Genomic DNA, 22622 nt, shown 5'->3' on the forward strand with positions numbered 1-22622 from the left:
GTGGTGTGGGGGCGGGGTGGGGGGGGGGGGGGGGGCGGGGGTGGGCGGGGCCGCTCGGGGGGTGGGGGGGGGGGGGGGGGGGGGGGGGGCCGGCCCCCCCCCCGCTCCTACAGCACCTCCCGCTCTCCAAGTCGGCTGCGGTGAGTCCGTAGGGCGCATAACCCGGAACGGGTTATCCGCCAGAGTGGCGGATAACGCCTTGGGCGTTATTCGCCCTACGATGAGGGAGTCATGCGTCGGGCGGGGTCGCGAGCAAGCTCACTCCTACGAAAGGCAGGTGCGCTGCGGCCCCCTGTAGGAGCGAGCTTGCTCGCGAACCGCACTCTGCCAAAGCAACCGGCGAACAGCTCGAGCGCCCACAAAAAAGCCCCGCATTGCGCGGGGCTCCTTCATTCACTCGGCACTCAAGCGTGCTTGCGCAGCTCGGTGCTCTGGCCGGCCTGGGCGATCGTTGCGATCGCCTGTTCGCGCGCGGCCTCGGAGTCGTACAGCTTGCTGGTCAGCAGTTCTGCACCGGTGTTATCGCGGATCACGAAGAAATTCTTGCCGCCGGGGGACATCTGGCGCTTGTAGCGCTCGACGGCCGCACAGGAGCTGCGGAGGCTGTTGATGGCCTGCTCGGCTGCCTCCTGTGTCGGGTAGGCCAGAGTTTCCAGCAGAGTGCCGTGGGCAGTGTTCTTGAGCAGAACGCGACGGTTGCCGCTGCTGAGTTCCTTGATTTCATACCAACCGGGCATGTGGTGCTCCCTATAACCGGTGTCAACGTCCTGCGGGTGTCCCGCAGGGTGACAGGCCAGTTTAGGCGTGCGGACGTTCTATTTGTATAGGAAAAGTCCTATGAATCATGGGGTTACTGTATCAATTTGTCTCGGAATCTCCGGGCTCAGAACGTCGCTTTTACCTGCAGGCCGAGCAGCAGGGCGTTGTCGATGTCCTGGCCGGAGAAGGCGCCGGGCTCGATGACGTACTGCAGGTCCGGGCGCAGGGTCAGCCAGGGCGTGGCCTGGTAGCCATAGCTCAGTTCGATCAGTTGTTCGCCGCTGTCGAGGTTCGGGTAGTCCTGGCCGTTGGCGAGGGCGTTGTCCTGCTGCAAGTCGCGGCTGCGCGGATTGGGTACGGCGCGGCCATAGCCCAGCGCGAGGCTGTCCTTGGGGCGGCCGTCGAACGGCTTGTAGAGCACGACGCCGGCGCCGTACCACTTGGTGAAGGGCGAGGCCGCGCTGCTGGCGGCCGAGGCCTGGCCGAACAGGTGCAGGCTGCGGCCCTTGGACGCCGGGTCGTTCCACACGGCCTGGTCCACCAGCAGGTAGTGGCCGCTGCGGCCCGAGACTTCCTTGTCGCTGCCGATGCGCTGAGCGTCGGAGCTGTCGTAGTACCAGCCCAGCTTGTACTCGCCGGGCAGCTCGCCCTGCGGCTTGTAGATCAGCTCGATGGGCACCACGGTGCCGGTGGTGTGCTTGGGCGCGAGGTGCCAGGCGCGGCTGGAGTTGCCGTTGCTTTCCGGGTCGACGTTGAAGGCGGCGATGCGCAACTGCCAGTCGGGCGCGAAGCTGTACTTCACCCGTGCGCCCAGGTGCGCGTTGGGATAGTTGGTCCAGCCGCTGCCGCCGGACATGTTCAGCGGGTGGCCGCAGAAGCCGGCGTTCATGAAGTTGCAGAGGATGCCGCTGTCCAGCCCGCCCACATCGTTGCCCATGGCCATGTAGCCGAGCTTGAGGTTCAGCGCCCGGCCCAGGTCGCGCTCGTAGCTCAGCTCGGTCAGGCGGGTGTAGAGGCCGCCGTAGTTTTCCTGCACCGGCAGGCGGTTGCCCACCAGGTCTTCGGAGGCGCTGTTGCCGCGGCGGTCGTTGATGGTCAGCTGGACCTTGCCGCCGTTGTCCAGGCCGTAGAGTTTCGCCAGGTCGAACTGCACGCCCAGCTTGATGTTCTGCGAATAACGCGCCGAGCGGTGCAGGCCGCCGTGGGCGTTGTAGGCGGTCTCGCCACTGTAGTCGCCGGTGAACTTGATGCCGTCCTCTTCCAGCTGGTGGCGCAGGCCGCCCCAGTCGCCGGTGAGGGTGTTGCGTTCGAGAAGGCCTTCTTCAGCCAGCGCTGGCAGCGAGGCGATGCACAGCAGCAGGCCGGGCGTGAGGCGAAGGGAAGTGCGCATGGGGTTTCCTGGACTTGAAGCGAATAAAAAAAGGCGCGGGGTAGGGCCGCGCCGGAAGGAGACGCCCGCCAGTGGCGGGCGCGACAGGAGATTTACTGGGTGTCGGGCAGCGCGTAGGCCATCACGTAGTCGCCGCGGTCGGTGGACTGGCGCGCACCGCCGGCGGTAACGACGATGAACTGCTTGCCGGTCCTGGGCGACACATAGGTCATCGGGCCGCCCTGGCTGCCCACGGGCAGGCGGGCCTTCCAGATTTCCTGGCCGTTGCTGCTGTCGTAGGCACGCAGGTAGAAGTCCTGGGTGCCGGCGATGAACACCAGGCCGCCCTGGGTGGAGAGTGTGCCGCCCAAGGTAGGCAGGCCGATGGGGATCGTCAGGTGCATGCGGATGCCCAGCGGACCGGTGTCTTCCACGGTGCCCACCGGTACCTGCCAGGCGACCTGGCGGGTCTTCATGTCGATGGCGGTGAGGGTGCCGAACGGCGGGGCCTGGCAGGGAATGCCGGCCACCGAGAGGAAGCGGTTCTTGTTCACCGCATAGGGCGTGCCCTTGAGCGGTACGGCGCCCATGCCGGTGTTCAGCGCTTCGCCGCCGCCGGCCGCCGCGCCCTTGTTGGCCGAGGGGATCATCTGGATCCACAGGCCCAGGCGCATGTCGTTGACGAAGATGAAGCCGTGCACCGGGTCGGTGGAGAGACTGCCCCAGTTCATGCCGCCCAGGGAGCCGGGGAAGCTAAGCGACAGGTCGGTGCCCGGCGCGGTGTAGAGGCCGTCGTAGCGCATCTTCCTGAAGTCGATGCGGCACAGCAGCTGGTCGTAGGGCGTGGCGCCCCACATGTCCGACTCGGTCAGCGTCTGCGCGCCGATCTGCGGCATGCCGACGGAGCGCGGCTGGGTCGGCGAGTAGGGCTCGTTGGGGATGTTGCCCGGCTTGACCGGTACGTCCTTCACCTCGGTGAGCGGCTTGCCGGTGGCACGGTCGAGCACGTAGATCTGCCCGGCCTTGGTACCGATGACCACGGCGGGCACGGTCTTGCCATCGGCCACGGGGAAATCGATCAGGCTCGGCTGCATCGGCAGGTCGAAGTCCCAGAGGTCGTTGTGCACGGTCTGGTAGACCCACTTCTGCGCACCTGTGGTGGCGTCCAGCGCGAGGACGGAAGCGCCGTAGGTGTGATCGAGCCGGGTGCGCTCCACGCCGTAGATGTCGGTGGACGAACTGCCCATGGGCAGGAAGACGGTGTTCATCGCCGGGTCGTAGGACATCGGCGCCCAGCTGTTGGGGGTGCTGCGCACGTAGGTCTTGCCGTCCGCCGGGGCCTGCTTGTCTTCCGGGTTGCCCGGATCGAAGGCCCAGCGCATGGCGCCGCTGATGACGTCGAAGCCACGGATCACGCCGCCGGGCATGTCGGCCTGGACGTTGTCCGCGACGCGGCCGCCGACCACCACGGTGGTGCCGGCGATGAGCGGGGCGGAGGAGAGCTGGTAGTAGGAATCGGGCACGTCGCCAAGGCCGGCTTTCAGGTCGACCTGGCCGTTGTTGCCGAAGCCCTGGCAGAACTCACCGGTGTCGGCGTCCACCGCGATCAGGCGCGCGTCGATGGTGTTGGTCAGCAGGCGGCGCTGGCAGTTGGCACCAGCCGGAACGCTGGCGGCAATGACCTGCGAGCTGTTGGGCTGGGTCGGCTGGGCGATCTCCTGGGTGGCATCGAAGTAGGCCATGCCACGGCAGCGCTGCCAGACCTTGGACTGCGCGTTGATCTCGTTCTTCCAGAGCTCCTTGCCGGTGTCCGCGTCGAGGGCGATCAGGTTGTTGTGCGGGGTGCAGATGAACACCTTGTCGCCGACCTGCAGCGGGGTCAGCTGGTCTTCCGCGCCGTTGCCGTCGCTGATGGCCACGTCGCCGGTGTGGTAGGTCCAGGCAAGCTTGAGCTTGTCGACGTTGCCACGGTTGACCTGGTCCAGCGCGGCGAAGCGGCTGCCGCCCTCGGTGTTGCCGTAGTGGGCCCAGTCCTTCTGCGCGTGGGCCGGTTCGACCGGTGTCAGGCCAGGACCCTTGCCGGTCGGGGCCACGCTGGGATGGGCGACGAACATGTTGCCGGCGGCGATCACCACCAGCACCGCCAGCACGCCGGCGATGCCGTACGCACCATAAGAGCCACCTCGACCGGGCTGGCGGCCGGCGGAGCGCGCCAGCAGCGGATAGACCAGCGCGACGACCACGCCAATGGCGCTGAACATGAACAGGCGAGAGAACAGCGGCCAGAACACCAGGCCGGTGTCGGCCACGGCCCAGATCGCGGTGGCGAGGAGGAAGGCGGCGAACAGCCAGGCGCCGGCCGGCTTGCGCAACGCAATCAGCAGGCCGGAAACCGCCATGGCCAGGCCGCCGATGAGGAAGTACCAGGAACCGCCGAGGCTGACCAGGCGGACGCCGCCGGCGGCCAGGGCGAGGCCGAGGAGGGCGATGACCACACCCAGGCCGAGGAGGATGAAAGTGCTCACGCGGGAGGCGCGCTGTATCGGTTTCATACAGAAGGTTCTCACTGTTGGATTCGCCGATTATACTCTTAGCAAGCTAATTAACTAGATAGTACAAAGGTCGAAACGCGCTTTTTGTGCTCCCAAGAAAAGCCCTTATGAACGAAGTAGCCTCTTGCATGCCTGATTACCGGCGACATTGCGTACCACGAAGCCCCTGTGCAGAGCCTGCCGAGACTGGCAGCATCGCTGTTCGGTCCTACAGAAGAATCCTAGCCGCCGTGCCTGTTCCCCGCGCTGTTTTGCCCGCCCGCCTCAAACTGCTGTCGCTGCTGATCTGCGGCGTCGCCCACGGCCAGCTGGCCCGAGCCGCTGACCCGCAGGGCGCCGAGCAAGCCCTGGCCGCGCCCATGGTGGTGACCGGCGCCTATGCGCCGGTATCGAGCTTCGCCCTGCCATTCTCCATCGACACCGTGCAGCAGCCGCAGCTCGGCGACGGCCAGCTCGGCGTCAATGCCTCCGAAGTGCTGCAGCGGGTGCCCGGCCTGGTGGTGCAGAACCGCCAGAACTACGCCCAGGACCTGCAGATTTCCTCCCGTGGCTACGGCGCACGCTCGGCCTTCGGCATTCGCGGACTGAAGCTGCTCAGCGACGGCATCCCCGCCAGCACGCCGGACGGCCAGGGCCAGGCGGCGACGCTGAACCTTGATGTCGCCGACCGTATCGAAGTGCTGCGCGGCCCGGCCTCGACGCTCTATGGCAGCAACAGCGGCGGGGTGATCCAGATGTTCTCCCGCGACGGCTATGGCCCGCCGAAGGTCGGCGCAGAAAGCACCTTCGGCAGCGACGGTTTCAACAAGAACCACCTGTATGCCGAGGGCGGCACCGACCAGGCAGGTTTCCTGCTCGATGCCTCGCGCATGGACACCGACGGCTACCGCGACCACAGCGCCGCGCGTCGTGACCAGACCTTCGCCAAGCTCAACTTTAGGCCCGACGAAGACAGCCGCTTGGCGCTGATCTACAGCAGCCTGGAGCAGAACAACACGCAGGACCCGCTGGGCCAGACCTGGGATGCCTACAAGCACGACCCGCGCTCCGTGGCCCCGGCGGCCGAGCTGTACAACACGCGCAAGAGCATCGACCACCAGCAGCTGGGCATGAACTACGAGCGCTACTTCGGCGACGCGACCCTGCAGTTCAACCTCTACGCCGGCCAGCGCAGCGTGGTGCAGTACCTGTCGATCCCCCGGACGGTGGCTTCCAATTCCCAGCGCGGCGGTGGCGTGGTGGATTTCGACCGCGAGTTCCACGGCGGCACCCTGCGCTGGATCCAGCCGGTGCATGGCGTGCCGGGCGAGCTGACCGTCACCAGCGGACTGGACTACGACCGCAGCGAGGACGACCGCAAGGGCTTCCAGAACTTCAGCGGCGACCAGCTGGGCGTGAAGGGTGAGATGCGGCGTAACGAGAACGATATCGCTACCAGTCTCGACCCCTACGTGCAGGCGCGCTGGGAACTGGGCAACTGGACGGTCGACGCCGGCCTGCGGCACAGCACCATGAAGATGGAAGTGGACGACCACTATCTGTCCAACGGTGACTCCAGCGGCTCGAAGAAGTACCAGCAGAACAACCCGTCGCTCTCGGTGATGTACGCCTTCACTCCCGAGCTGCACGGCTACGTCAGCGCCGGCAAGGGTTTCGAGACCCCGACCCAGGCCGAGATGGCCTATGCGCCGGGCCTTGCGGAGAGCTTCAATTTCGGCCTCGACCCGGCCACCAGCACCCAGTACGAGATCGGCCTGAAGGCCAAGGTGGCCGGCAATACGCGGGTCAACGCGGCGATCTTCGAGATCCGCACCGACGACGAGATAGTCGTCGCCAGCTCCAGCGGTGGCCGCACCAGCTACCAGAACGCCGGCAGGACACTGCGCCGCGGCTTCGAGCTGGGCGTGCAGAGCGACCTGTCCGAACACTGGCAGGCGAACCTTGCCTACACCCGCCTGGACGCCACCTACAACGAGGACTTCGTCGAGAACGGCAGCACCATCGAGAAGGGCAACCACCTGCCCGGCGTGCCCGGCAGCAGCCTGTTCGGCGAGCTGGTGTGGAAGCCGCAGGACGGCATCAGCATGGGCTTCGAGGGTCAGTACCGCAGCAAGGTCTATGTCGAGGACAGCAACGAGGACAAGCCGGCGCCCAGCTACGCAGTGTTCAACTGGCGCACCCGCTTCGAGCAGCACCTCGGGGCCTGGACCTTCCACCAGTTGGTGCGCCTGGACAACCTGCTGGATCGCCAGTACGTCGGCTCGGTGATAGTCGGCGACAGCAATGGGCGGTATTACGAGGCAGCGCCGGGGCGGTCGTGGTATGCGGGGGCTGGGTTGGAATACCGCTTCGATTGATTGAGCGGTGCCGTGCGGTTCGCGAGCAAGCTCGCTCCTACGAAGAGCACCAGTCAAACCTGTAGGAGCGAGCTTGCTCGCGAACCCGCATGCATCTGTTGCCGATCATCGGCATCAAGGGAACATGAACGCTGCGAATCCTCTATCCTCGCGTCCTTCGTATTTCGTAAGACGAGTTTGTCATGAGCAGATGGGCAATGGGCGCACTCCTGATGTGCGTGGCGGGCATGGCGCCGGCGGCTGATCCGCTGTTCGGCAAGTACAATTACGGCGCGGCGCAGAAAGGCTTCGGCAAGCAGCAGGGCTTCGTCGAATGCCTGCAGCCGATGGGCGTCACCGCGCGCTGCAAGGATGGCGTGGACTACGCCGGCACGCGCTTCCGCCTGGCGTTGACCTTCGACAAGCAGAAACTGGTCGAGGCGGTGCTATACAGCGAGTACAACGATGCCGCCTACCGCCGCGTGCTGCAGGAAGTGGCCAAGCGCTTCATGCTGGTGGCCATCGCCGACGACAAGAACGTAGTCGACGTCCTGGCGCACACCCTCAACCCGAACCGCACCGAGGCCGATGCCAAGGCCATCGGCGACTTCGAGACCCATGCGCTGCGCAGCGGGATGATCAGCTACCGCCTCTACGAACAGCTCGACAAGTACATCAAGCCGGGCCTCGATGCCCGCCAGGTACTGGCCACGGTGCCGGCGAGCATTCGCGTGGCCGAGGTCACCGTGAAGCACGGCAAGTCGGAGAACTGGCTGATCGTGAAGTTCTCCAGGCCGGGGCTGGCGCCGAAGAAGACTCGCAACTGAGGGTAGGAGCCCTGCACGAGGGCCAGCCCTAACCCTCTCCCTGAAGGGAGAGGGGACCGTTCGGTGCAGGGTGAAACCATGGTGTCAGCTGGCACGATCTGCTCCCTCTCCCTTCAGGGAGAGGGCGGGGGAGAGGGAAGACCCAGGCACTGATTTTCAGAAGAAGACAGTTGTTCCTACAAAGACCTCGGCTTCATATCTTCGTATGAGGCCTTCCCCCGGATTGCATGGAATGGACGATTGTTCGCCACTGGCCTGACGCAGGACAGTGGCGCACTACCGTTCAACCTGGAATCCGCACATGAAACGTTCCCTGTGGCTGGAGGAAATCGCCTCCGAGCTGGCTCCGCTGCCTGCGCTTGAAGGCCCGCTAGAAGTCGACGTGGCCATCGTCGGCGGCGGCTTCGTCGGCCTCTGGACCGCGTTGCGCCTGCTCGAACTCAAGCCTGACTGCCGTATCGCCATTATCGAGCGGGACATCTGCGGTGGCGGCGCCTCGGGGCGCAACGGCGGCTTCGTCATGTCCTGGTGGCCGAAGATCAGCTCGTTGGCCGCGCAATGCGGCAAGGACGAGGCGTTGCGCCTGGCCCGCGCCTCGGCAGCAGCCATCGGCGAAATCGAGGAGTTCTGCAAGGCCCACGACATCGATGCGCACTTCCGCCGAGCCGGCTGGTTGTGGACTGCCACCACCGACGCCCAGCGCGGTGCCTGGAAGGGCGTGCAGCAGACTTGCGAGCGCCTCGGCGAGCCGGTGTTCCAGTCACTATCCAACAGCGAAGTGGCGCGCCGCGCTGGCTCCGCGAAGCACCTCGAAGGCGTGCTCGAAGCCAGCAATGCCACTGTGCAGCCGGCCCGTCTGGTGCGCGGCCTGCGCCGGGTGGCGTTGGAGAAAGGCGTGCGCATCTTCGAGAACACCCCGATGCTCAGCTTGGAACGCGGCCGGCCGGCGGTGATCCGCACCCCCGGCGGCGAGCTGCGCGCACCGAAGGTGGTGATGGCGACCAACGCCTGGGCTGCGGCAATTCCCGAACTGCGTCGCACCATCCTGCCGGTGACCAGCACTGTGGTAGCCACCGCGCCGATCCCCGAGCGCCTGGAGCAGATCGGCTGGACCGGCGGCGAAGCCATCACCGACTCGCAGCTGATGGTCGACTACTACCGCACCACGCAGGACGGCCGCATCGCCTTCGGCAAGGGCACCGGGATGATCAGCTTTGCCAGCCGCATCGATGAAAGCTACGACCACCACCCGCAGCTGTGCGAAGACACCGAGCAGGACCTGCGCCGCACCTACCCGCAACTGGGCGACGTGCCAGTGACCCACAGCTGGTCCGGCCCCATCGACCGCACCTACGACAGTCTGCCCGTGTTCGGCCATCTGGATGGCGCCCCGCACATCGTCTACGGCATCGGCTGGAGCGGCAACGGCGTCGGCCCGAGCCGCCTCGGCGGGCGCATCCTCGCCAGCCTGGCGCTCGGCATTGATGACGAATGGAGTCGCTGCGGCCTGGTTGGCCGGCAGCCCAAGCGTTTCCCGTTCGAACCGGTGCGCTACGTCGGCGGCCTGATGGTGCGCGGCGCGGTGCAACGTAAGGAACAGGCCGAGGCGCAGAAGCGCAAAGGCAGCTGGCTCGACCGTATCCTGGCCGGCTTCGCCCCGGCAGGGCTCGAAGACAAAGATCTCTAGGAGAAGAACCATGCCTCAACCAATCCTGCTCACCGGCACCGCCGGCCTCGTACTGCCGGCGCCGCAGCCGGTGAAGGAACCCCTGGGTACGCCAGTGTCCAGCACCGCGACCCACGCCGAGGAAGGCGAGGGAGGCCTGCTCACCGGCGTCTGGGAGTGCATGCCGGGCCGCTGGCGGCGGCAGGTGTTATCGCGGGAATTCAGCCACTTCATCAGCGGCCACTGTCTGTTCATCCCGGACGACGGCGAGCCGATTGAACTGCGCGCTGGCGACGCCGTGCTGTTCCCGGCGAACTGTCAGGGCACCTGGGACATCCGCGAGACCGTGCGCAAGAGCTTTGTGATCATTCCCTGATCCCGGCGTCTATCCCGGCAATCTGCGCCGAGCGCAGGGCGATCCAGAGGACGGCCACGTCCTCGGTGCAGTCCAGCGAGCGCTCGGTGATTTCCTCGATGCGGCGGATGCGATAGACCAGCGTCTGCTTGTGCACGTTGAGCCGTTGCGCGGCCTTCTGCCAGGAACGGTTCTGCTCGAGGAAGACTCGCAAGGTGTGCTCCAGCTGCCCGCCCTGTTGCGCGTCGTAGTCCGCCAGCGCGCCGAGCACCCGGCGATGCACGCGGCGTGCTTCCTCCAGGCTTGCCGGCAGCCAGGACTGCTCGCCCTGAGCATCGGCATAGGCCACCAGCGGGCGCTGGCGATTGGTATGGGCCAGTGCCAGTCGCGCCTCGCGCAATGCTTCCACCGCCCGCAGCGCTTGGCCCAGCGGGTTGCTGTGGCCAAGGGTGCAGTCCAACTCGGCCTGCAGGGCCGCAGCCTGCGCCAGATCGCTCAATAGCAGGATCAACTCGTTGCCCTGGTGGCGTACCAGCAGGCCCATGCCCAGTCGCTGAAGACGCTGCTGCCAGTGTTGCGGCAGCTCGCCGGCGACGTGTGCGAGCGCCAGGCAGGCGGCCTCAACCGGGCAGTTCAACTGCGCCAGGCGTTCCTGCGCGGCGCGTTCGGTAAGGCGTTGCTGCAGCAGGTCGTCCAGCAACTCCGAACCCAGGCGCAGCATGCGCTCGTGCTCGACCTGGGCGCGCTCCAGCTCGATGCCCAGCACCGCCACGATGTGGTGCAGCAGGCCGTAGTCGAGCAGTTCGCCGCCCGTGGCGAGGATTTCGCAAGTAGTCAGCGACGGCAGCGGCATCACCAGCGCTTCCTGCTCGTCAGTGCTGCAGCGGGTCACGGTGTCCGGTACCGAGCGGCGTTGGGCGAGGGTTGCCCGCCAACTGTCCGGCAGCGGCGAGAGGCCTTTCTGCCAGGGTTGCAGCGTGGCCGAATCGAACAGGAACAGCTGCGCGCGCACGTCGCTGCACAGCCGGCGCAACAGGTCGGCGAGGCCAAGCCCGCGCAGGCCGATGCGGGCGCTTTCATAGATGCGCGTCACAGCGCTGCGGCGCTCGTGTTCTTCCTGCTTGCTGGCGTCGACGATGGCGCGGGTCACGGCAGAGAAGGGCACCGCGTAATCGGTCATCAGCAGCGGGAACCCCAGCTGGCAGGCTTCGTCCTGCAGAGCCTGGATATCCGCCGGGGCCTGCATGTTCTCGCCGATCATCAGCCCCGAGATGCGCGCCCCGGCCAGGCGCTGCAGGTACTCCCGCTGCGCCTGGGCCTGGGCGGGAATGCCGATGCCGGTGGTCATCAGCAGGTCGCCTTCGCCCAGCCACTGGGTCGGGTCCGCCAGTTCGCACACGTGTGCCCAGCGCAGGCGCCGGCCGACGCCTTCGCTTCCGCCGAGCAGGCGGGTGCGCAGGGAGGCGTTGTCGAGGATGTCCTGGATATGGAAGGGCATGGGATGTTCCGCAGGCGGCAAGGAGGTTTCGGCCGGCAAGCATGCCACCCGCGCGGGGCCCTGTCGCGCCTGGGTTTGCGCCGTGCCCGGGGTCTCGTACCGGGATACGAGAGAGGGCCTTCGAATTGTAGTTGCGTCTGATTGTAGAGCCCGCCCGCGAGACCCAAGACTAGCTGGCAGTGCGCCATGCGAGCCCTTGAAGGCCCCGGATGGCGCCGCCTGCCGCGAGGCGGGCCGTCCACTCACCGGAGACCATAACAATGAACAATATCCTGAGTTCCTCCATCGCCTGCGCCCTGGGCTGCGCGGTGACTTTCCCGGCTTTGGCCGACCTCACCGTGGTCTCCCACGGCGGCGCCAACAAGGCTGCCCAGGTCAAGGCGTTCTACGAACCCTATATGCAGCAGAGCGGCAGCCGCCTTATCGCCGACGAGTTCAACGGCGAGATGGCCAAGGTCAAGGTGCAGGTAGACACCGGCAGCGTCTCCTGGGACGTGGTGGAGATGGAAATGCCGGAGCTGGCGCGCGCCTGTGACGAGGGGCTGCTGCAGGAAATCGGCGAGCAGCCAGATATCGCCAGGCTCGCCCCGGAGCTGCTGGACGCTGCGGTACAGCCGTGTGGCGTGGGCTTCTTCGTCTGGTCCACGGTGCTGGCCTACAACGCCGACAAGCTCAAGAGCGCGCCGACCGGCTGGGCAGATTTCTGGGATACGCAGAAATTCCCCGGCAAGCGCGGCCTGCGCAAGGGCGCGATGTACACCCTGGAATTCGCCCTGATGGCCGACGGCGTGGCGCCGAAGGATGTCTATTCCGTACTCGGGACCAAGGAAGGCCAGGACCGCGCCTTCAAGAAACTCGACCAGATCAAGCCGAGCATCCAGTGGTGGGAAGCCGGTGCACAACCGCCACAGTATCTGGCTTCCGGCGACGTGGTGATGAGTTCTGCCTACAACGGCCGGATCGCCGCCGTGCAGAACGAAAGCCAGCTGCGCGTGGTGTGGAACGGTGGCATCTATGACATGGATGCCTTCGCCATTCCCAAGGGCGCGAAGAACTCCGAGGAAGGCCTGCGCTTCATCCAGTACGTGCTGCAGACCGAGCAGCAGAAGAACTACGCCCAGCAGATCGCCTACGGCCCGGTGAACCGCGCTGCCGTTCCGTTGGTGGACGCCGCCCGCCGCACCAACATGCCCACCGAGGAGGCCAACCTGGCCGGGCAGGTGGCGATGAATGCGGCCTTCTGGGCCGACCATGGCGAGCAGCTGGAGCAGCGCTTCAACGCCTGGGCTGCCAAACAGTAGAGCTTCGCAGTGTGCGGCGACGCCGCACTTTCAGGCCGCCTTCGGGCGGCCTTTTTTGTGGGCGAATGAGCGGGGTTCTCTGTATTGGGCGCGCTCCCTGTTCAACCTGGATGCCACGTGCCCTGGATGTTCGCGAGCAAGCTCGCTCCTACAGCGACGTCAGCCCTCGTGCTTGGCTCTTCGTAGGAGCGAGCTTGCTCGCGAACAGTGTCTGGCGGCGTGCGGTCAGCGGCGGGAGTGGGAAGGGAATGTGGAAGCGTGCCTTGCCGTGCACAAAAAAGCCCATCGACGCTGCCGATGGGCTTCTGGTCAAGCGCAGGAGCGGATCAGCTTGCCAGGCTCAACGACGCCGACTGCTGCAGCGAGCGGCCCTTGGTTTCCGGCGCCCAGGCCAGGCAGATGAAGAATGCCAGCAGGGTGATCGCCGCACCGATCAGCAGGGTGGCCTGCAGGCCGATGGACTCGATGCCGATCGGCATCAGGTAGGTGCCGGTCGCTGCGCCGATGCGGCTGAAGCCGACCGCCACGCCGACGGCGGTGGCGCGCACGGAAGTGGGGAACAGTTCGTTGGGGTAGATCCACTCCAGGATGCTCGGGCCGCCGGAGACGAAGGCGTAGAAGGCGAAGGCACCGACGATGAACCAGGCCGGGGCGTCCGCCCACAGGCCCAAAGCCAGCAGCGGCAACGCCATCAGTGCGAAAGGCACTACCACCATGGGACGACGGCCCCAGGTTTCCACCAGCTTCAGCGCCGGGATCACGCCGATGGCGAAGAGGATGGCGATCATCAGCTCGCCCAGGGTCGAGGAGTTCTCGCCTTTGATGCCGGCGGTGAGCAGGATCATGCTGCCGAAGGTGTAGAGCACGTACTGCGGGGTGATCTGCGCGAAGTAGAGCATGCCGCACATGATGGTGCGCTTGAGGTAGCCGCCCGAGGAAATCATCTTCAGGTCGCTTTTCCACGAACGAGGGCGGCCGCCGTCGTTCAGCTCGGCGACGTCGGCGGGAGTGATCACCACGTCCTTGCCGTAGACCAGCCTGATGACCTTCTGCGCTTCCTCGATGCGACCCTTGCTCGCCAGCCAGCGCGGCGATTCCGGGATGCCGCGGCGGATCAGTACGACGATGATGCCCACCACCGCGCCGCTGAACAGCATCCAGCGCCACAGCGAGTGGTCGCCGGTCCAGGAGACCATCAGGTAGCCGACGATGAAGGCGGTCATCGCGCCGCATGACCACGCCAACCCCGACACGCCGATCATGAATCCGCGGCGCCTGGACGGGGTGAATTCGGTCAGCAGCGAGGTAGCGATGGGGTAGTCCGCACCGACCGCGAGGCCGATGACGAAGCGCAGCACGATCAGTTGCCAGGCTTCGGTGACGAAGGCCGACAGGCCGCAGGCGACCACCAGCACGGTGAGGTCCAGGGCGTACATGGTTTCCCGGCCGATGCGGTCGGTGATTGCGCCGAACACCGTCGCGCCGAAGAAGATTCCCAGCAGCGAGGCCGCGCCGATCAGGCCGGTTTCCACCGAGGTAGCGGCAATGTCCTGACCGAAGCCGATCAGCGCGATGCCGATCAGGCTGAGGATGTAGCCATCGAGGAAGGGGCCGCCGCAGCAGGCCAGCAGTAACTTCCGGTGAAACTTCGATACCGGGGAATGTTCAATGACATCAAACACGCTCATGGGTACAACCTTTGTTGAATTTGTAAGTGGCCAGGCGGGGTGGCTTTCTCGTTCCGGCAACGGGCGGCAGGTGCCCGTTTCGGTGGCCGGCAAGGGGAGGAAGAGGGTGCAGCGGGCAGGGCGGGCGGACAATTCACCCAAGGTAAGAAGCTTGGCGTGGGCGCCTGTACGATCGTATGAGCGTGGGAGTGGAGTGCGGCATTACCCGCGGGCTGTGGCGATTGCCTTCGCGCAGGAGCGGACCCGTCCGCAATGGCTGACCGGACGCGCCGGAGCCAGCATACGGCACTGATTCGCCTGCCGGCGAATTCGCGGACAAGGTCCGCTCCTACCCGAAATACCGCGCCGGGGCATGCCCTCTCCCCAGCCCTGGCTGCGCGCCCCGCTCCGAAGGGAGAGGGTTAGGAAAAGGGGAAATCCTAGGCACGAACTTTCCCGAGAAAGGCAGTTGCTTACAGGTCAACTGCGGCGCATGCATTTTCGTAGGAGCGGACCTTGTCCGCGATGGCTACCCGGATGTGCCGGAGCTGGTTGGTCCTCCGGCAGGGCGCGCGTCCCACCGCCGGCCAGCCCCAGGCTGCGCGATCCGATTCAGCCAGTGCCCATCAATTGCAGCAGGCGAGCAGCCAGTTCTGCGCGGCGGAAGGGCTTGGAGAGCACCTCGAAACCACGGATCTGGCTCGGCGTGAGGTTGGCGTAGCCGGTGATGATCAGCACCGGCAATTCGGCGAAGCGCTGGCGCACATCGTGGGCGAGCTGGGCACCGGTACGGTCGGCCATGATGTGGTCGGTGACCAGCACGTCGGGCACCAGGCCGTCGTCGATCAGCGCCATCGCCGCAGCGGCCGACGACGCATCGGTCACCTGGTAGCCCAGGTCGCGCAATTGCAGGCGCGTGGTGTAGCGCACCATGTCTTCGTCATCCACCAGCAGGACATGAATCGGCCGCGGCGCGACCGGGGCTTCCAGCACTTCGCTGTCGCTGCCGCTGATGATCTCATCGGTGATCGGCAGCCAGACGGTCACCTGCGTACCGCTCCCCACTTGCGAGGCGATGGCCAGACCGCCACCGGATTGCGCCGCCAGCCCTTGCACCATCGACAGCCCCAGCCCGGTGCCCTTGCCCACGCCCTTGGTGGAGTAGAAGGGTTCCAGGCAGCGGGCGAGGGTCTGGGCGTCCATCCCGCTGCCATTGTCACTGACCACCAGCCCCACGTAGCGGCCGGCACAGAGCCCGGGCACCTCGCCGTCGGCTATCTCGCTGACCTTGCCGCTGATCTTCAACTGGCCGCCTTCGGCCATGGCGTCGCGAGCGTTGACGGCCAGATTGAGGATCGCCAGTTCCAACTGGTGCGGGTCGACTATCACGGCGGGCAGGCGTTCGGGCAGGTCGAGCATCACCTCGATCGTGCTGCCCAGGGAGCGCTCGATGAGGTCGCGCATGTCGCTGACCAGCTCGCGCAGGGAGACGGCCTGCGGCTTGAGCGTCTGCCGGCGGGCAAAGGTCAACAGGCGTCCCACGAGGATGCGTGCGCGGTCGGCTGCCTGCAGCGCACCATCGATCAAGGTCGTGGAGCGCTCATCGTCGAGGCGCCGGCGCACCAGTTCCAGCGACGCCATGATCGGCGTCAGCAGGTTGTTGAAGTCATGGGCGATGCCGCCAGTGAGCTGGCCGATCATCTCCATCTTGCGCGCTTCATGCAGTTGCGCCACTGCCGCCTCGCGCTGGGCGACCATGGCGGCGACGCGGCCTTCCAGGCCCTCGTTGAGCCGGCGCAGTTCGTTCTCGGCGCAGATCCGCGCGCTGATATCCACGCAGACGCAGAGCATGCCGGTGACAGCCTGCTGCTCATCGAGCAATGGCGTCAGCTGGTCCTGTACCCAGACCTCGCTGCCGTCCGGGCGCGAATAGCGGTGGACGATCTCCCTGGGCGTCGCTGCTCCGCCCATCAGCTCTGCAGCTGAAAGCTCGCCGATTTCCTGCAGGCGAGCGCAAAGCAGGTCCTCGCGGGCGCGGCCGACGATTTCGCAGTAGCGCTCGTTGACCCGGGTGAACCAGCCGTCCCGGTCACACAGGGCGATGCCGGCGCTGGCCTGCTCGAACATGGCTGAAAGCTGCGCTGAACTGGCGTGCAGCGCCATTTCCGCACGGGCGTGCAGGATGGCCGTCCAGGCTTGCTTGGCGGTTTCCTCGACCAGGCGCAGTTCGAAGTCGGCATAGCTGCGCGGCGCTTCATGGTGGATTGCCAGCACGGCCTCCAGCACACCGTGGCGGATCACCGGTACATGCAGGGTGGCGCCCAGGCACAGGTCGCGACGGGTCTGCGCTTCGCCTTCGGGCAGCCCGCCCTCGTCGCTGCGATAGTGGCGACTGACCGACAAACCGGCCTGCAGCGAGCGCAGCAGGTCGCCGCCGAAGTCACGGTAGCGATGCCGGCCCACGGCGCTCGGCGTCGAGGCGAGAAACTCCCGGGCAACATCGAAGGTGACTCCGTCGCCGTTGTCTTCGCCGAAGAAGACCCTCGAAGCGCCCAGTTCCTCGCCCAGCATCGTGGTGGCGATGGTCTCGATGCGCTCCGGCTCCGCGACGGGCGGCAGGGCCCGGCCCAACTCCAGCAGAAAGGCCTGGCGGCGCTCGAACTGCACGCGCTCAGTGGTTTCGGTGACGATGCACAGCACGCCGCCGATGGAGCCGTCGTCATCGCGCACCGCCGAATAGGAGACGTCGAAGTACACGGTTTCCCCGGCGCCATACCGCTCTATATAGAAGGGGCGGTCCTTGGCGGCGAAGGTCTCGCCGGTTTCGCGCACGCCGCGCAGCAGCGGTTCGAGGTCATCCCAGAGTTCGGTCCAGTTCTCGATGGCCGGGCGGCCAAGGGCACGCGGATGCTTGCCGCCGATGCTCGGGGCATAGGCATCGTTGTACAGCGCGACGTACTGCGGGCCCCAGAACAGCACGATCTGCGCCTTTACCGGCAGCACGGTGCTCATAAGCGTCCTGAGGCTGGTCGACCAGGCCGCGGGCGCACCCAGCGGGGAGTCGCGCCAGTCGCGCGACTGGATCAGGGAGGCGACGTCCTGCGCTTCCAGTCGGCTGTCGTGGAAGAGGGCACCTGGGGTGTCATCGGCTGCCGGAAGCGGAGCCAGTCCTGAAAGTTGTTCCATGTTGTCGTGAGGCGCACCCTGCTGGCCTGGGGATACATACCGAATAGAGCCCGGGAGCGGTGATTGCGTTCCGTTGAAATCACCGCCAGGCGCTATGACTGTAGCCTGACTCCGGCGCGCCGCTGGGCGTCAACGGCCGGCAGCCCGCTGCCGCCGCTCAGGGGGCCCGGCGCGAAGCCGGTTCGGGCAGCGGATGCACCTCGGAAACGGCGGCCTGGTTCAAGCCGCTGAACGCCTCTTTCACCTTGCAGTGCCCGGTCAGACCACGGTTCACCGCCAGCCGCGGGGCGAAAGTGGGCTACAGCATCCGCTTCGGCATCGAGTGACGCCGGAGCCCACTTTCCTGGAGGGGCAGGGCTAGTGCGCCATGGCCGCCAGGATAGTAAGCAGATTGGTTCTGTGCGAGCCCGGCGAGATGATTGAAAAATCGAAGTCCTCCGCCTGCTGCAGATGTCCTGGCAAGTCCGGTTTGGCGAGGAAGTTGGCTATATACATCCACTCTAATAAGCTGCAGATATCCAAAGATTAATGGCTTATTCTGGGGGTTGATTTCTGATGCAATTAGGCTTTATGACTCTCGCTCCTTCGTATTTGTACTGAAGATAAACAAGATTTCTGTTGTAAATCGAAGGACAGAACACGGTCGTATAAAATAGCACGTCAGTCCGTTTTGGATTATTCATTTGTCTATTCAGGCGGGCGCTGTATGTGGATCCCGTTTTGAGATTTTTCGCTGGTGTATTTATTGAATATCCGCCTGGAGTATCTCCGTATTTTATGCACCTTCCTGGGCTCAGTTTCACTGGAGTACTCCCGGGGCTGAGTTCTATGTCCCACATGATGTCATGAGGGCCGTGATCACGGCTGTTCTCAGTTACCCACAAGGAATCAATGGCGATATCGTCTTTTGCCGATACGGGAATGCAAATTGAAAGTACGCCGTCAGTCATCGAGATGTCTGCATTACCCGCTAGCCCCCACGGTGTCGCTTCGGCAGTAGGTCCAATGCACGCCAAGGTAATAAGAAGGGTGCGTATCTCCTTTTTCATGTCGCCCTAATCCGGAAGATTGTCTGTGCTTGATGGCGTTGAGAGAAACTTGCGAAGAGTCGCTGCCAGAAGGCCGGGGTCCTTTTTCTGGTTGCCCGGATTCCAAACAGATTTTGGATCTTTCTCAATGCATATTATATAATAGTCAGACACTATTTCTCCCTGCTGCTCCATATTGTACTCAGAAAGAATTCCGCCATTCTTTAAGTTGTATTCATATGCGGCGGCGCCTCGGCTGGTTACCCACAGCGCATGCCACTTCACCCAGTAGCCCAGTTGGTACTGCCACACATGGGTCATCTCATGCATGAAAAGGGCCTTATCTGTTCCTCTTCCTGTGGCGGAAAAGTCATCTTTGTATAGATTAGTGCTCTTGGGGTAATACATATCCCCATTAGGAGTGACTGCCGTATTCTGGAATCCCAGGAACAACCACCAGCCGCCATGGTGGATTTTGACCTGGCTGTAATCGATAGAGTCCTTGAAGACGATTCGGGCCATGCCGATTTCGCCGGGCGTCAGCGCCCGTTTTTCGCCCTCTGGTAGCGGAATAGTTTTCGTGGCAGCTCCATAGGGTGAGTTGTCGGTGGATAGCTGGTCCGCTTTCAGGTCTATGACTAGTGGCTCATACCCACCCTTGGCGATACAGCAGGGTGATTCGGAGGGCGCAGGCGGCAGCAGTTCCAGGCGGATGATTCGCGTGGCTTTCTTCGTGGTAATCCGTGCGATGCGACCGTGCTGGTCGGTGGTGCCTTCGCGAGTCGTTCCATCAGCCAAGTGCACTACATAGTTAAGCCCTTTAGGAGTGTTGCCGCCTGGGCAGGTAAGGCAGATTTGCGCCACAAAAGGTGTAATCACTGGGATAGGAAGTGTTTTGGTGTTGTTGCTTCCTCCCGAAGATGATGAAAGCGGCCCCAAGGGCGCAATGATCCGATTGCTTCCATCCGGACAGTCGCAACTGACGATGCATCGATCCACGGCAATTGGGATTCCCTCCCAGCTGTAGCCTTCAGCGCCTTCGACAATGACGCCGGCTTTCCCGCATTTGGGGCAGTCCGTGGTTTTGTCTCCTCGCAGAACGAATCCTCGTCCGTCACAGCTTCCCCAGGGGGTGATGTAGCTGATGAGCAAGGCGCCTGTGGTAGTCCTGTCGCCGGCAAGCGCCTGGCCTTTGCCGTCGATATCGGGACGATACAGCGTCATTCTTCATCCTCCAGGGCAGGGAGGAAGTCACTAGCCACCGGTGTGTCTCTTCGTATGCAGATACTGCCTGTGCGCTGCCGGGTATTGATGATTTCATCGCCGTTATCCAGCCGGCTGCCGACCAGGGCGAGGTTGCCGTTGGCTTTGCCGGCGCCGGTCTTGATGTAGGCAAGCGAGCCATCAGGGTATTGGATTGGGTCGCCGGTTCGGGCAACGGTCAGCTTTTCACCGGATTCGATAACGATGACGAGGGGGGAAGTGCCTTTTTGGATGACGCCGCCACGTTTGGTCTGGCTGCCTTCCGTTGCGAATAGCCGAATGCCTATTGCCGGGTTCGCGAGTCGCGCTGCCTGGTTTTGCCGAATAATTGCCGCTGCTTCGGGGGCAAAGGTTTGTATTTGCTCTTCGGCGAAATAGGGCGTGTTCAGTTTGTGCAGGCGTTCTGGCGCTATGTCGTTGGTATAGAAGGGCGTGGACGGTTTAGTAACGGTCATGCTCTTTGCTCCAGGAAGTAGAGATGCAGCTGATGTATCCAGCGGCTAACTGGACTCTACTCAGGAGCTGAGGGGCAGGTATGTAGGAATAAGCTTTGTGGTGCAGCGCTTATTCAGCGAGGGGCGCGGAAAGTGTGGGGAGGTTGTCCGATTATTTACTCTTTGTCCAATTCCTTGAGCCCGGCAAGGACAATATAAAGTTCATCCACACTCATGGTTTGGCGTCTTTGGTTGCCGGGCTCAAATCTCCAGCACAGTACGCGGTTAGCAGTCACTGGATAGCCTTGAGAGTGAGCCGCTGCCATCAGGTCTTGCGTTTGTTTTTCACCAGCGACGAGTTTTAGAACTTCATTAGGAGTGAGATAAGGACCTATCTCGGTTATATCAGCGCACCCGTCACATAGGGCGCTGTGCAATATCTCTGCGCCCTTGTGGATGCTGGCTAGTGGACGTTGCGCCCGAAGATCACCACGGCGCAGCAGGCGACGATAAGTCTCCCAGGCTGCGGCTTCGTTCGATGTGGCAGTGATGAGTTCATCGTTCAGCGTTACGCGGTACTGTTCGGGCATTGCTGAGCCTCTAAGAGTAGGCTGGGATAATGCGTTTTGAGTTGATGGCCAGGGTAGCGACTGCTGGCACGCGCGCAACAGCCGCTCGGTAGTCATTCAGCTAAGTAGCAGAAGCGTGAACCTCGCCTGCCGATAAATCACCCCAGGCACCATGGACGTGCATTCTCAGCAGATGCGCCAGCGTCCACTCCGCGGCCTTCGTCCCGCCTGGGCCACCAATCCCTGCGCGGATATCGAGCTGAGTTACCCCTGTTTCCAGCTTTGCCAGCTCAACCAGGATATCAACTTTGCCTATCAGGTCCTTGGCGTGCTGGAGGTCTTCGACGGTGGGCGGTTGGCGTGCGGCGCGGATAACAAACAAGGTAGTGGCGACACCGTCGATGAGTTGATCGATATAGCGTGACGGCTTTCGGGCATTGGTAAATCTTTCATTGTCTGCAGCGAGATGCAGGACGGAACTGGGGTAGGGCTTCTTTTGCATTTTTGTCCTCAATATGGAGGAGGTTAAAGGAAAGAGCGCAACCCCGATAAAGTGCCGATTCTAAATATTCAAAACAACGCGGCTGATCGGACAGCCCGCATGGATTGGTCCTGCAAAAATGTAAGGCCGCTCTTTCAGCTCGGACCGCTAGTACGGCGGATTCTATTAATCTCGATTGCCGGCAAACCTCAGACTCGCTCGGCCCGATACTGGCTTGGCAACCGCCCGAGCACCCGCTTGAAGGTCTGCGAGAAGGCGCTCGGGCTCTGGTAGCCGTGCTCCAGCGCCACTTCCAGCACCGAGGCGCCGGCGCTCAGGCGTGGCAGGCTGAGGACCATGCGCACGCGGGTGCGCCAGTCGCCGAAGTTCATCCCCAGTTCGCGCTGGAACAGCCGGGCGAGGGTGCGGCTGCTCATGTTCAACTGCTGCGCCCAGTCCTCCATGCCGGTTTCGTCCGCCGGTGCGCCGATTACCGCGTTGCACAGCCGCAGCAGGCGCGGGTCCCGTGGCATGGCGAGGTGGATGCCGACTGTCTGCGCCGCATCCATCTCCACCAGCAGCAGCTCGTGCAGGCAACGACGGCGGTGTTCGTTGCCACTGCCAGCCTGCATCGCACTGGCGGCGACCAGCAGTTCCCGCAACAGCGGCGTTACGGTGATCAGTTGGCACTGCTGGCCACCCCAGGGCCAGGTCGAAGCCGGCATGAACAGGGTGCGCATGCGCACGCTGCCGAACATGCGGATCTGGTGCCCGGTACCCGGCGGCACCCACAGTGCGTGGCCCGACGGCACCACCCAGTTGCTCTGCGCCGCACCCACCAGCATCACGCCGGAGATCGAGTGGATCAGCTGCGCCTGGGTGTGGCAGTGCGGAAGGATTTCCTCGCCATCCTGATGGTCGTAGGCCAGCGCTTCGAGGGAAAGGGCGCAGGTCATGGCGGGCTTCCTTGAGGACGGCGAGGGTGGACGGGTGGCATTGGATGTTCTCCGGTTGGCGGAGAATATTCTAGGAAAGGTGGCGGGCGATTTTCTGGCGTTTTATTGCTTGATCTTCTTTATATGGACAACAAAACAGACATTAAATCAATCAGTTTGCAATTATCAATCATGGTGGGGGTGAAAGTTTCCCTCGTGCAGATGCGGCCAGCGACGTAGGAACGACTGCCTTTCTCTGCACCCCGTATCGACGAATTCCCTCTCCCTAACCCTCTCCCTGAAGGGAGAGGGAATTGGTTGGGTGCCGGCTGAAACAGGGGCTTCAGCCGGCATGGATGGCTCCCTCTGCCTTCGGGGCGGGGCACGCAGCCAGGG

General features: G+C 64.0%; 16 protein-coding genes. 5 read left to right on the forward strand and 11 right to left on the reverse strand.

Annotation, left to right across the window (positions count from 1 at the left end):
• Positions 1-404 precede the first annotated feature (404 nt).
• From ACCC94_RS15260 to ACCC94_RS15270, 3 genes are all read right to left on the reverse strand, one after another.
• Positions 405-737, reverse strand: a complete 333-nt coding sequence (locus ACCC94_RS15260) for a DUF1508 domain-containing protein (protein ID WP_413350342.1) — start codon at positions 735-737, stop codon at positions 405-407.
• A gap of 146 nt (positions 738-883) precedes the next feature.
• Positions 884-2149, reverse strand: coding sequence for a carbohydrate porin (locus tag ACCC94_RS15265; RefSeq protein ID WP_413350343.1), 1266 nt, complete (start codon positions 2147-2149; stop codon positions 884-886).
• A 92-nt stretch (positions 2150-2241) separates the two neighbouring features.
• Positions 2242-4680 carry a glucose/quinate/shikimate family membrane-bound PQQ-dependent dehydrogenase gene (locus tag ACCC94_RS15270; protein ID WP_413350344.1) on the reverse strand — a complete coding sequence of 813 codons (2439 nt, stop codon included), beginning with the start codon at positions 4678-4680 and terminating at the stop codon, positions 2242-2244.
• Between the two features lie 359 nt (positions 4681-5039).
• Between ACCC94_RS15270 and ACCC94_RS15275 the strand changes: the two genes are divergently transcribed.
• The 4 genes from ACCC94_RS15275 to ACCC94_RS15290 all read left to right on the forward strand — a co-directional run bounded on the left by ACCC94_RS15275 (position 5040) and on the right by ACCC94_RS15290 (position 9885).
• Positions 5040-7037: a TonB-dependent receptor family protein gene (locus tag ACCC94_RS15275; protein WP_413350357.1), complete on the forward strand. Its 1998-nt coding sequence runs from the start codon at positions 5040-5042 to the stop codon at positions 7035-7037.
• A 182-nt stretch (positions 7038-7219) separates the two neighbouring features.
• A complete protein-coding gene (locus ACCC94_RS15280) occupies positions 7220-7843 on the forward strand; it encodes a hypothetical protein (RefSeq protein ID WP_413350345.1) in 624 nt (207 codons plus the stop codon).
• A 301-nt stretch (positions 7844-8144) separates the two neighbouring features.
• Positions 8145-9530, forward strand: coding sequence for an NAD(P)/FAD-dependent oxidoreductase (locus ACCC94_RS15285; RefSeq protein WP_413350346.1), 1386 nt, complete (start codon positions 8145-8147; stop codon positions 9528-9530).
• A gap of 10 nt (positions 9531-9540) precedes the next feature.
• On the forward strand, positions 9541-9885 hold the full coding sequence (locus ACCC94_RS15290) for a cupin domain-containing protein (RefSeq protein WP_413350347.1): 345 nt from the start codon (positions 9541-9543) through the stop codon (positions 9883-9885).
• Here ACCC94_RS15290 and ACCC94_RS15295 read toward each other — a convergent pair.
• Positions 9875-11362: a PucR family transcriptional regulator gene (locus tag ACCC94_RS15295; RefSeq protein WP_413350348.1), complete on the reverse strand. Its 1488-nt coding sequence runs from the start codon at positions 11360-11362 to the stop codon at positions 9875-9877. The two genes, ACCC94_RS15290 and ACCC94_RS15295, sit on opposite strands and share 11 nt — an antisense overlap.
• Before the next feature lie 260 nt (positions 11363-11622).
• Here ACCC94_RS15295 and ACCC94_RS15300 point away from each other — a divergent pair, with 260 nt between their 5' ends.
• Entirely contained in the window at positions 11623-12663 is a 1041-nt protein-coding gene (locus tag ACCC94_RS15300; RefSeq protein ID WP_413350349.1) for an ABC transporter substrate-binding protein, read from the forward strand.
• A 326-nt stretch (positions 12664-12989) separates the two neighbouring features.
• Here the strand turns inward: ACCC94_RS15300 and ACCC94_RS15305 are convergent, their stop codons facing one another.
• From ACCC94_RS15305 to ACCC94_RS15335, 7 genes are all read right to left on the reverse strand, one after another.
• Positions 12990-14351, reverse strand: a complete 1362-nt coding sequence (locus ACCC94_RS15305) for an MFS transporter (protein ID WP_413350350.1) — start codon at positions 14349-14351, stop codon at positions 12990-12992.
• 591 nt (positions 14352-14942) lie between these two features.
• Complete coding sequence (locus tag ACCC94_RS15310; RefSeq protein WP_413350351.1) at positions 14943-17516, reverse strand: PAS domain S-box protein; 2574 nt, start codon at positions 17514-17516, stop codon at positions 14943-14945.
• A gap of 1055 nt (positions 17517-18571) precedes the next feature.
• Positions 18572-19768: a hypothetical protein gene (locus tag ACCC94_RS15315; protein ID WP_413350352.1), complete on the reverse strand. Its 1197-nt coding sequence runs from the start codon at positions 19766-19768 to the stop codon at positions 18572-18574.
• Positions 19765-20262, reverse strand: a complete 498-nt coding sequence (locus tag ACCC94_RS15320; RefSeq protein WP_413350353.1) for a hypothetical protein — start codon at positions 20260-20262, stop codon at positions 19765-19767. Before ACCC94_RS15320 ends, ACCC94_RS15315 begins: the two co-directional genes overlap by 4 nt.
• A 155-nt stretch (positions 20263-20417) precedes the next feature.
• Positions 20418-20831, reverse strand: coding sequence for a hypothetical protein (locus ACCC94_RS15325; protein WP_413350354.1), 414 nt, complete (start codon positions 20829-20831; stop codon positions 20418-20420).
• Between the two features lie 100 nt (positions 20832-20931).
• The gene (locus ACCC94_RS15330; protein WP_413350355.1) at positions 20932-21312 is read right to left on the reverse strand and encodes a hypothetical protein; all 381 of its coding nucleotides are present in this window, start codon (positions 21310-21312) and stop codon (positions 20932-20934) included.
• A gap of 188 nt (positions 21313-21500) precedes the next feature.
• Positions 21501-22247, reverse strand: coding sequence for an AraC family transcriptional regulator (locus tag ACCC94_RS15335; RefSeq protein WP_413350356.1), 747 nt, complete (start codon positions 22245-22247; stop codon positions 21501-21503).
• Positions 22248-22622: the final 375 nt, after the last annotated feature.

This window comes from Pseudomonas sp. Pseusp97 (assembly GCF_047304025.1).
Classification (GTDB): Bacteria; Pseudomonadota; Gammaproteobacteria; order Pseudomonadales; family Pseudomonadaceae; genus Pseudomonas.

What these genes read in the sequence shown, in the direction of transcription:
- ACCC94_RS15325 (WP_413350354.1), bottom strand. Translation starts at nt 20,831, where the DNA reads ATGCCCGAACAGTACCGCGTAACGCTGAACGATGAACTCATCACTGCC.
- ACCC94_RS15310 (WP_413350351.1), bottom strand. Translation starts at nt 17,516, where the DNA reads ATGGAACAACTTTCAGGACTGGCTCCGCTTCCGGCAGCCGATGACACC.
- ACCC94_RS15320 (WP_413350353.1), bottom strand. Translation starts at nt 20,262, where the DNA reads ATGACCGTTACTAAACCGTCCACGCCCTTCTATACCAACGACATAGCG.
- ACCC94_RS15315 (WP_413350352.1), bottom strand. Translation starts at nt 19,768, where the DNA reads ATGACGCTGTATCGTCCCGATATCGACGGCAAAGGCCAGGCGCTTGCC.
- ACCC94_RS15305 (WP_413350350.1), bottom strand. Translation starts at nt 14,351, where the DNA reads ATGAGCGTGTTTGATGTCATTGAACATTCCCCGGTATCGAAGTTTCAC.
- ACCC94_RS15290 (WP_413350347.1), top strand. Translation starts at nt 9,541, where the DNA reads ATGCCTCAACCAATCCTGCTCACCGGCACCGCCGGCCTCGTACTGCCG.
- ACCC94_RS15280 (WP_413350345.1), top strand. Translation starts at nt 7,220, where the DNA reads ATGAGCAGATGGGCAATGGGCGCACTCCTGATGTGCGTGGCGGGCATG.
- ACCC94_RS15300 (WP_413350349.1), top strand. Translation starts at nt 11,623, where the DNA reads ATGAACAATATCCTGAGTTCCTCCATCGCCTGCGCCCTGGGCTGCGCG.
- ACCC94_RS15335 (WP_413350356.1), bottom strand. Translation starts at nt 22,247, where the DNA reads ATGACCTGCGCCCTTTCCCTCGAAGCGCTGGCCTACGACCATCAGGAT.
- ACCC94_RS15270 (WP_413350344.1), bottom strand. Translation starts at nt 4,680, where the DNA reads ATGAAACCGATACAGCGCGCCTCCCGCGTGAGCACTTTCATCCTCCTC.
- ACCC94_RS15265 (WP_413350343.1), bottom strand. Translation starts at nt 2,149, where the DNA reads ATGCGCACTTCCCTTCGCCTCACGCCCGGCCTGCTGCTGTGCATCGCC.
- ACCC94_RS15285 (WP_413350346.1), top strand. Translation starts at nt 8,145, where the DNA reads ATGAAACGTTCCCTGTGGCTGGAGGAAATCGCCTCCGAGCTGGCTCCG.
- ACCC94_RS15275 (WP_413350357.1), top strand. Translation starts at nt 5,040, where the DNA reads ATGGTGGTGACCGGCGCCTATGCGCCGGTATCGAGCTTCGCCCTGCCA.
- ACCC94_RS15330 (WP_413350355.1), bottom strand. Translation starts at nt 21,312, where the DNA reads ATGCAAAAGAAGCCCTACCCCAGTTCCGTCCTGCATCTCGCTGCAGAC.
- ACCC94_RS15295 (WP_413350348.1), bottom strand. Translation starts at nt 11,362, where the DNA reads ATGCCCTTCCATATCCAGGACATCCTCGACAACGCCTCCCTGCGCACC.
- ACCC94_RS15260 (WP_413350342.1), bottom strand. Translation starts at nt 737, where the DNA reads ATGCCCGGTTGGTATGAAATCAAGGAACTCAGCAGCGGCAACCGTCGC.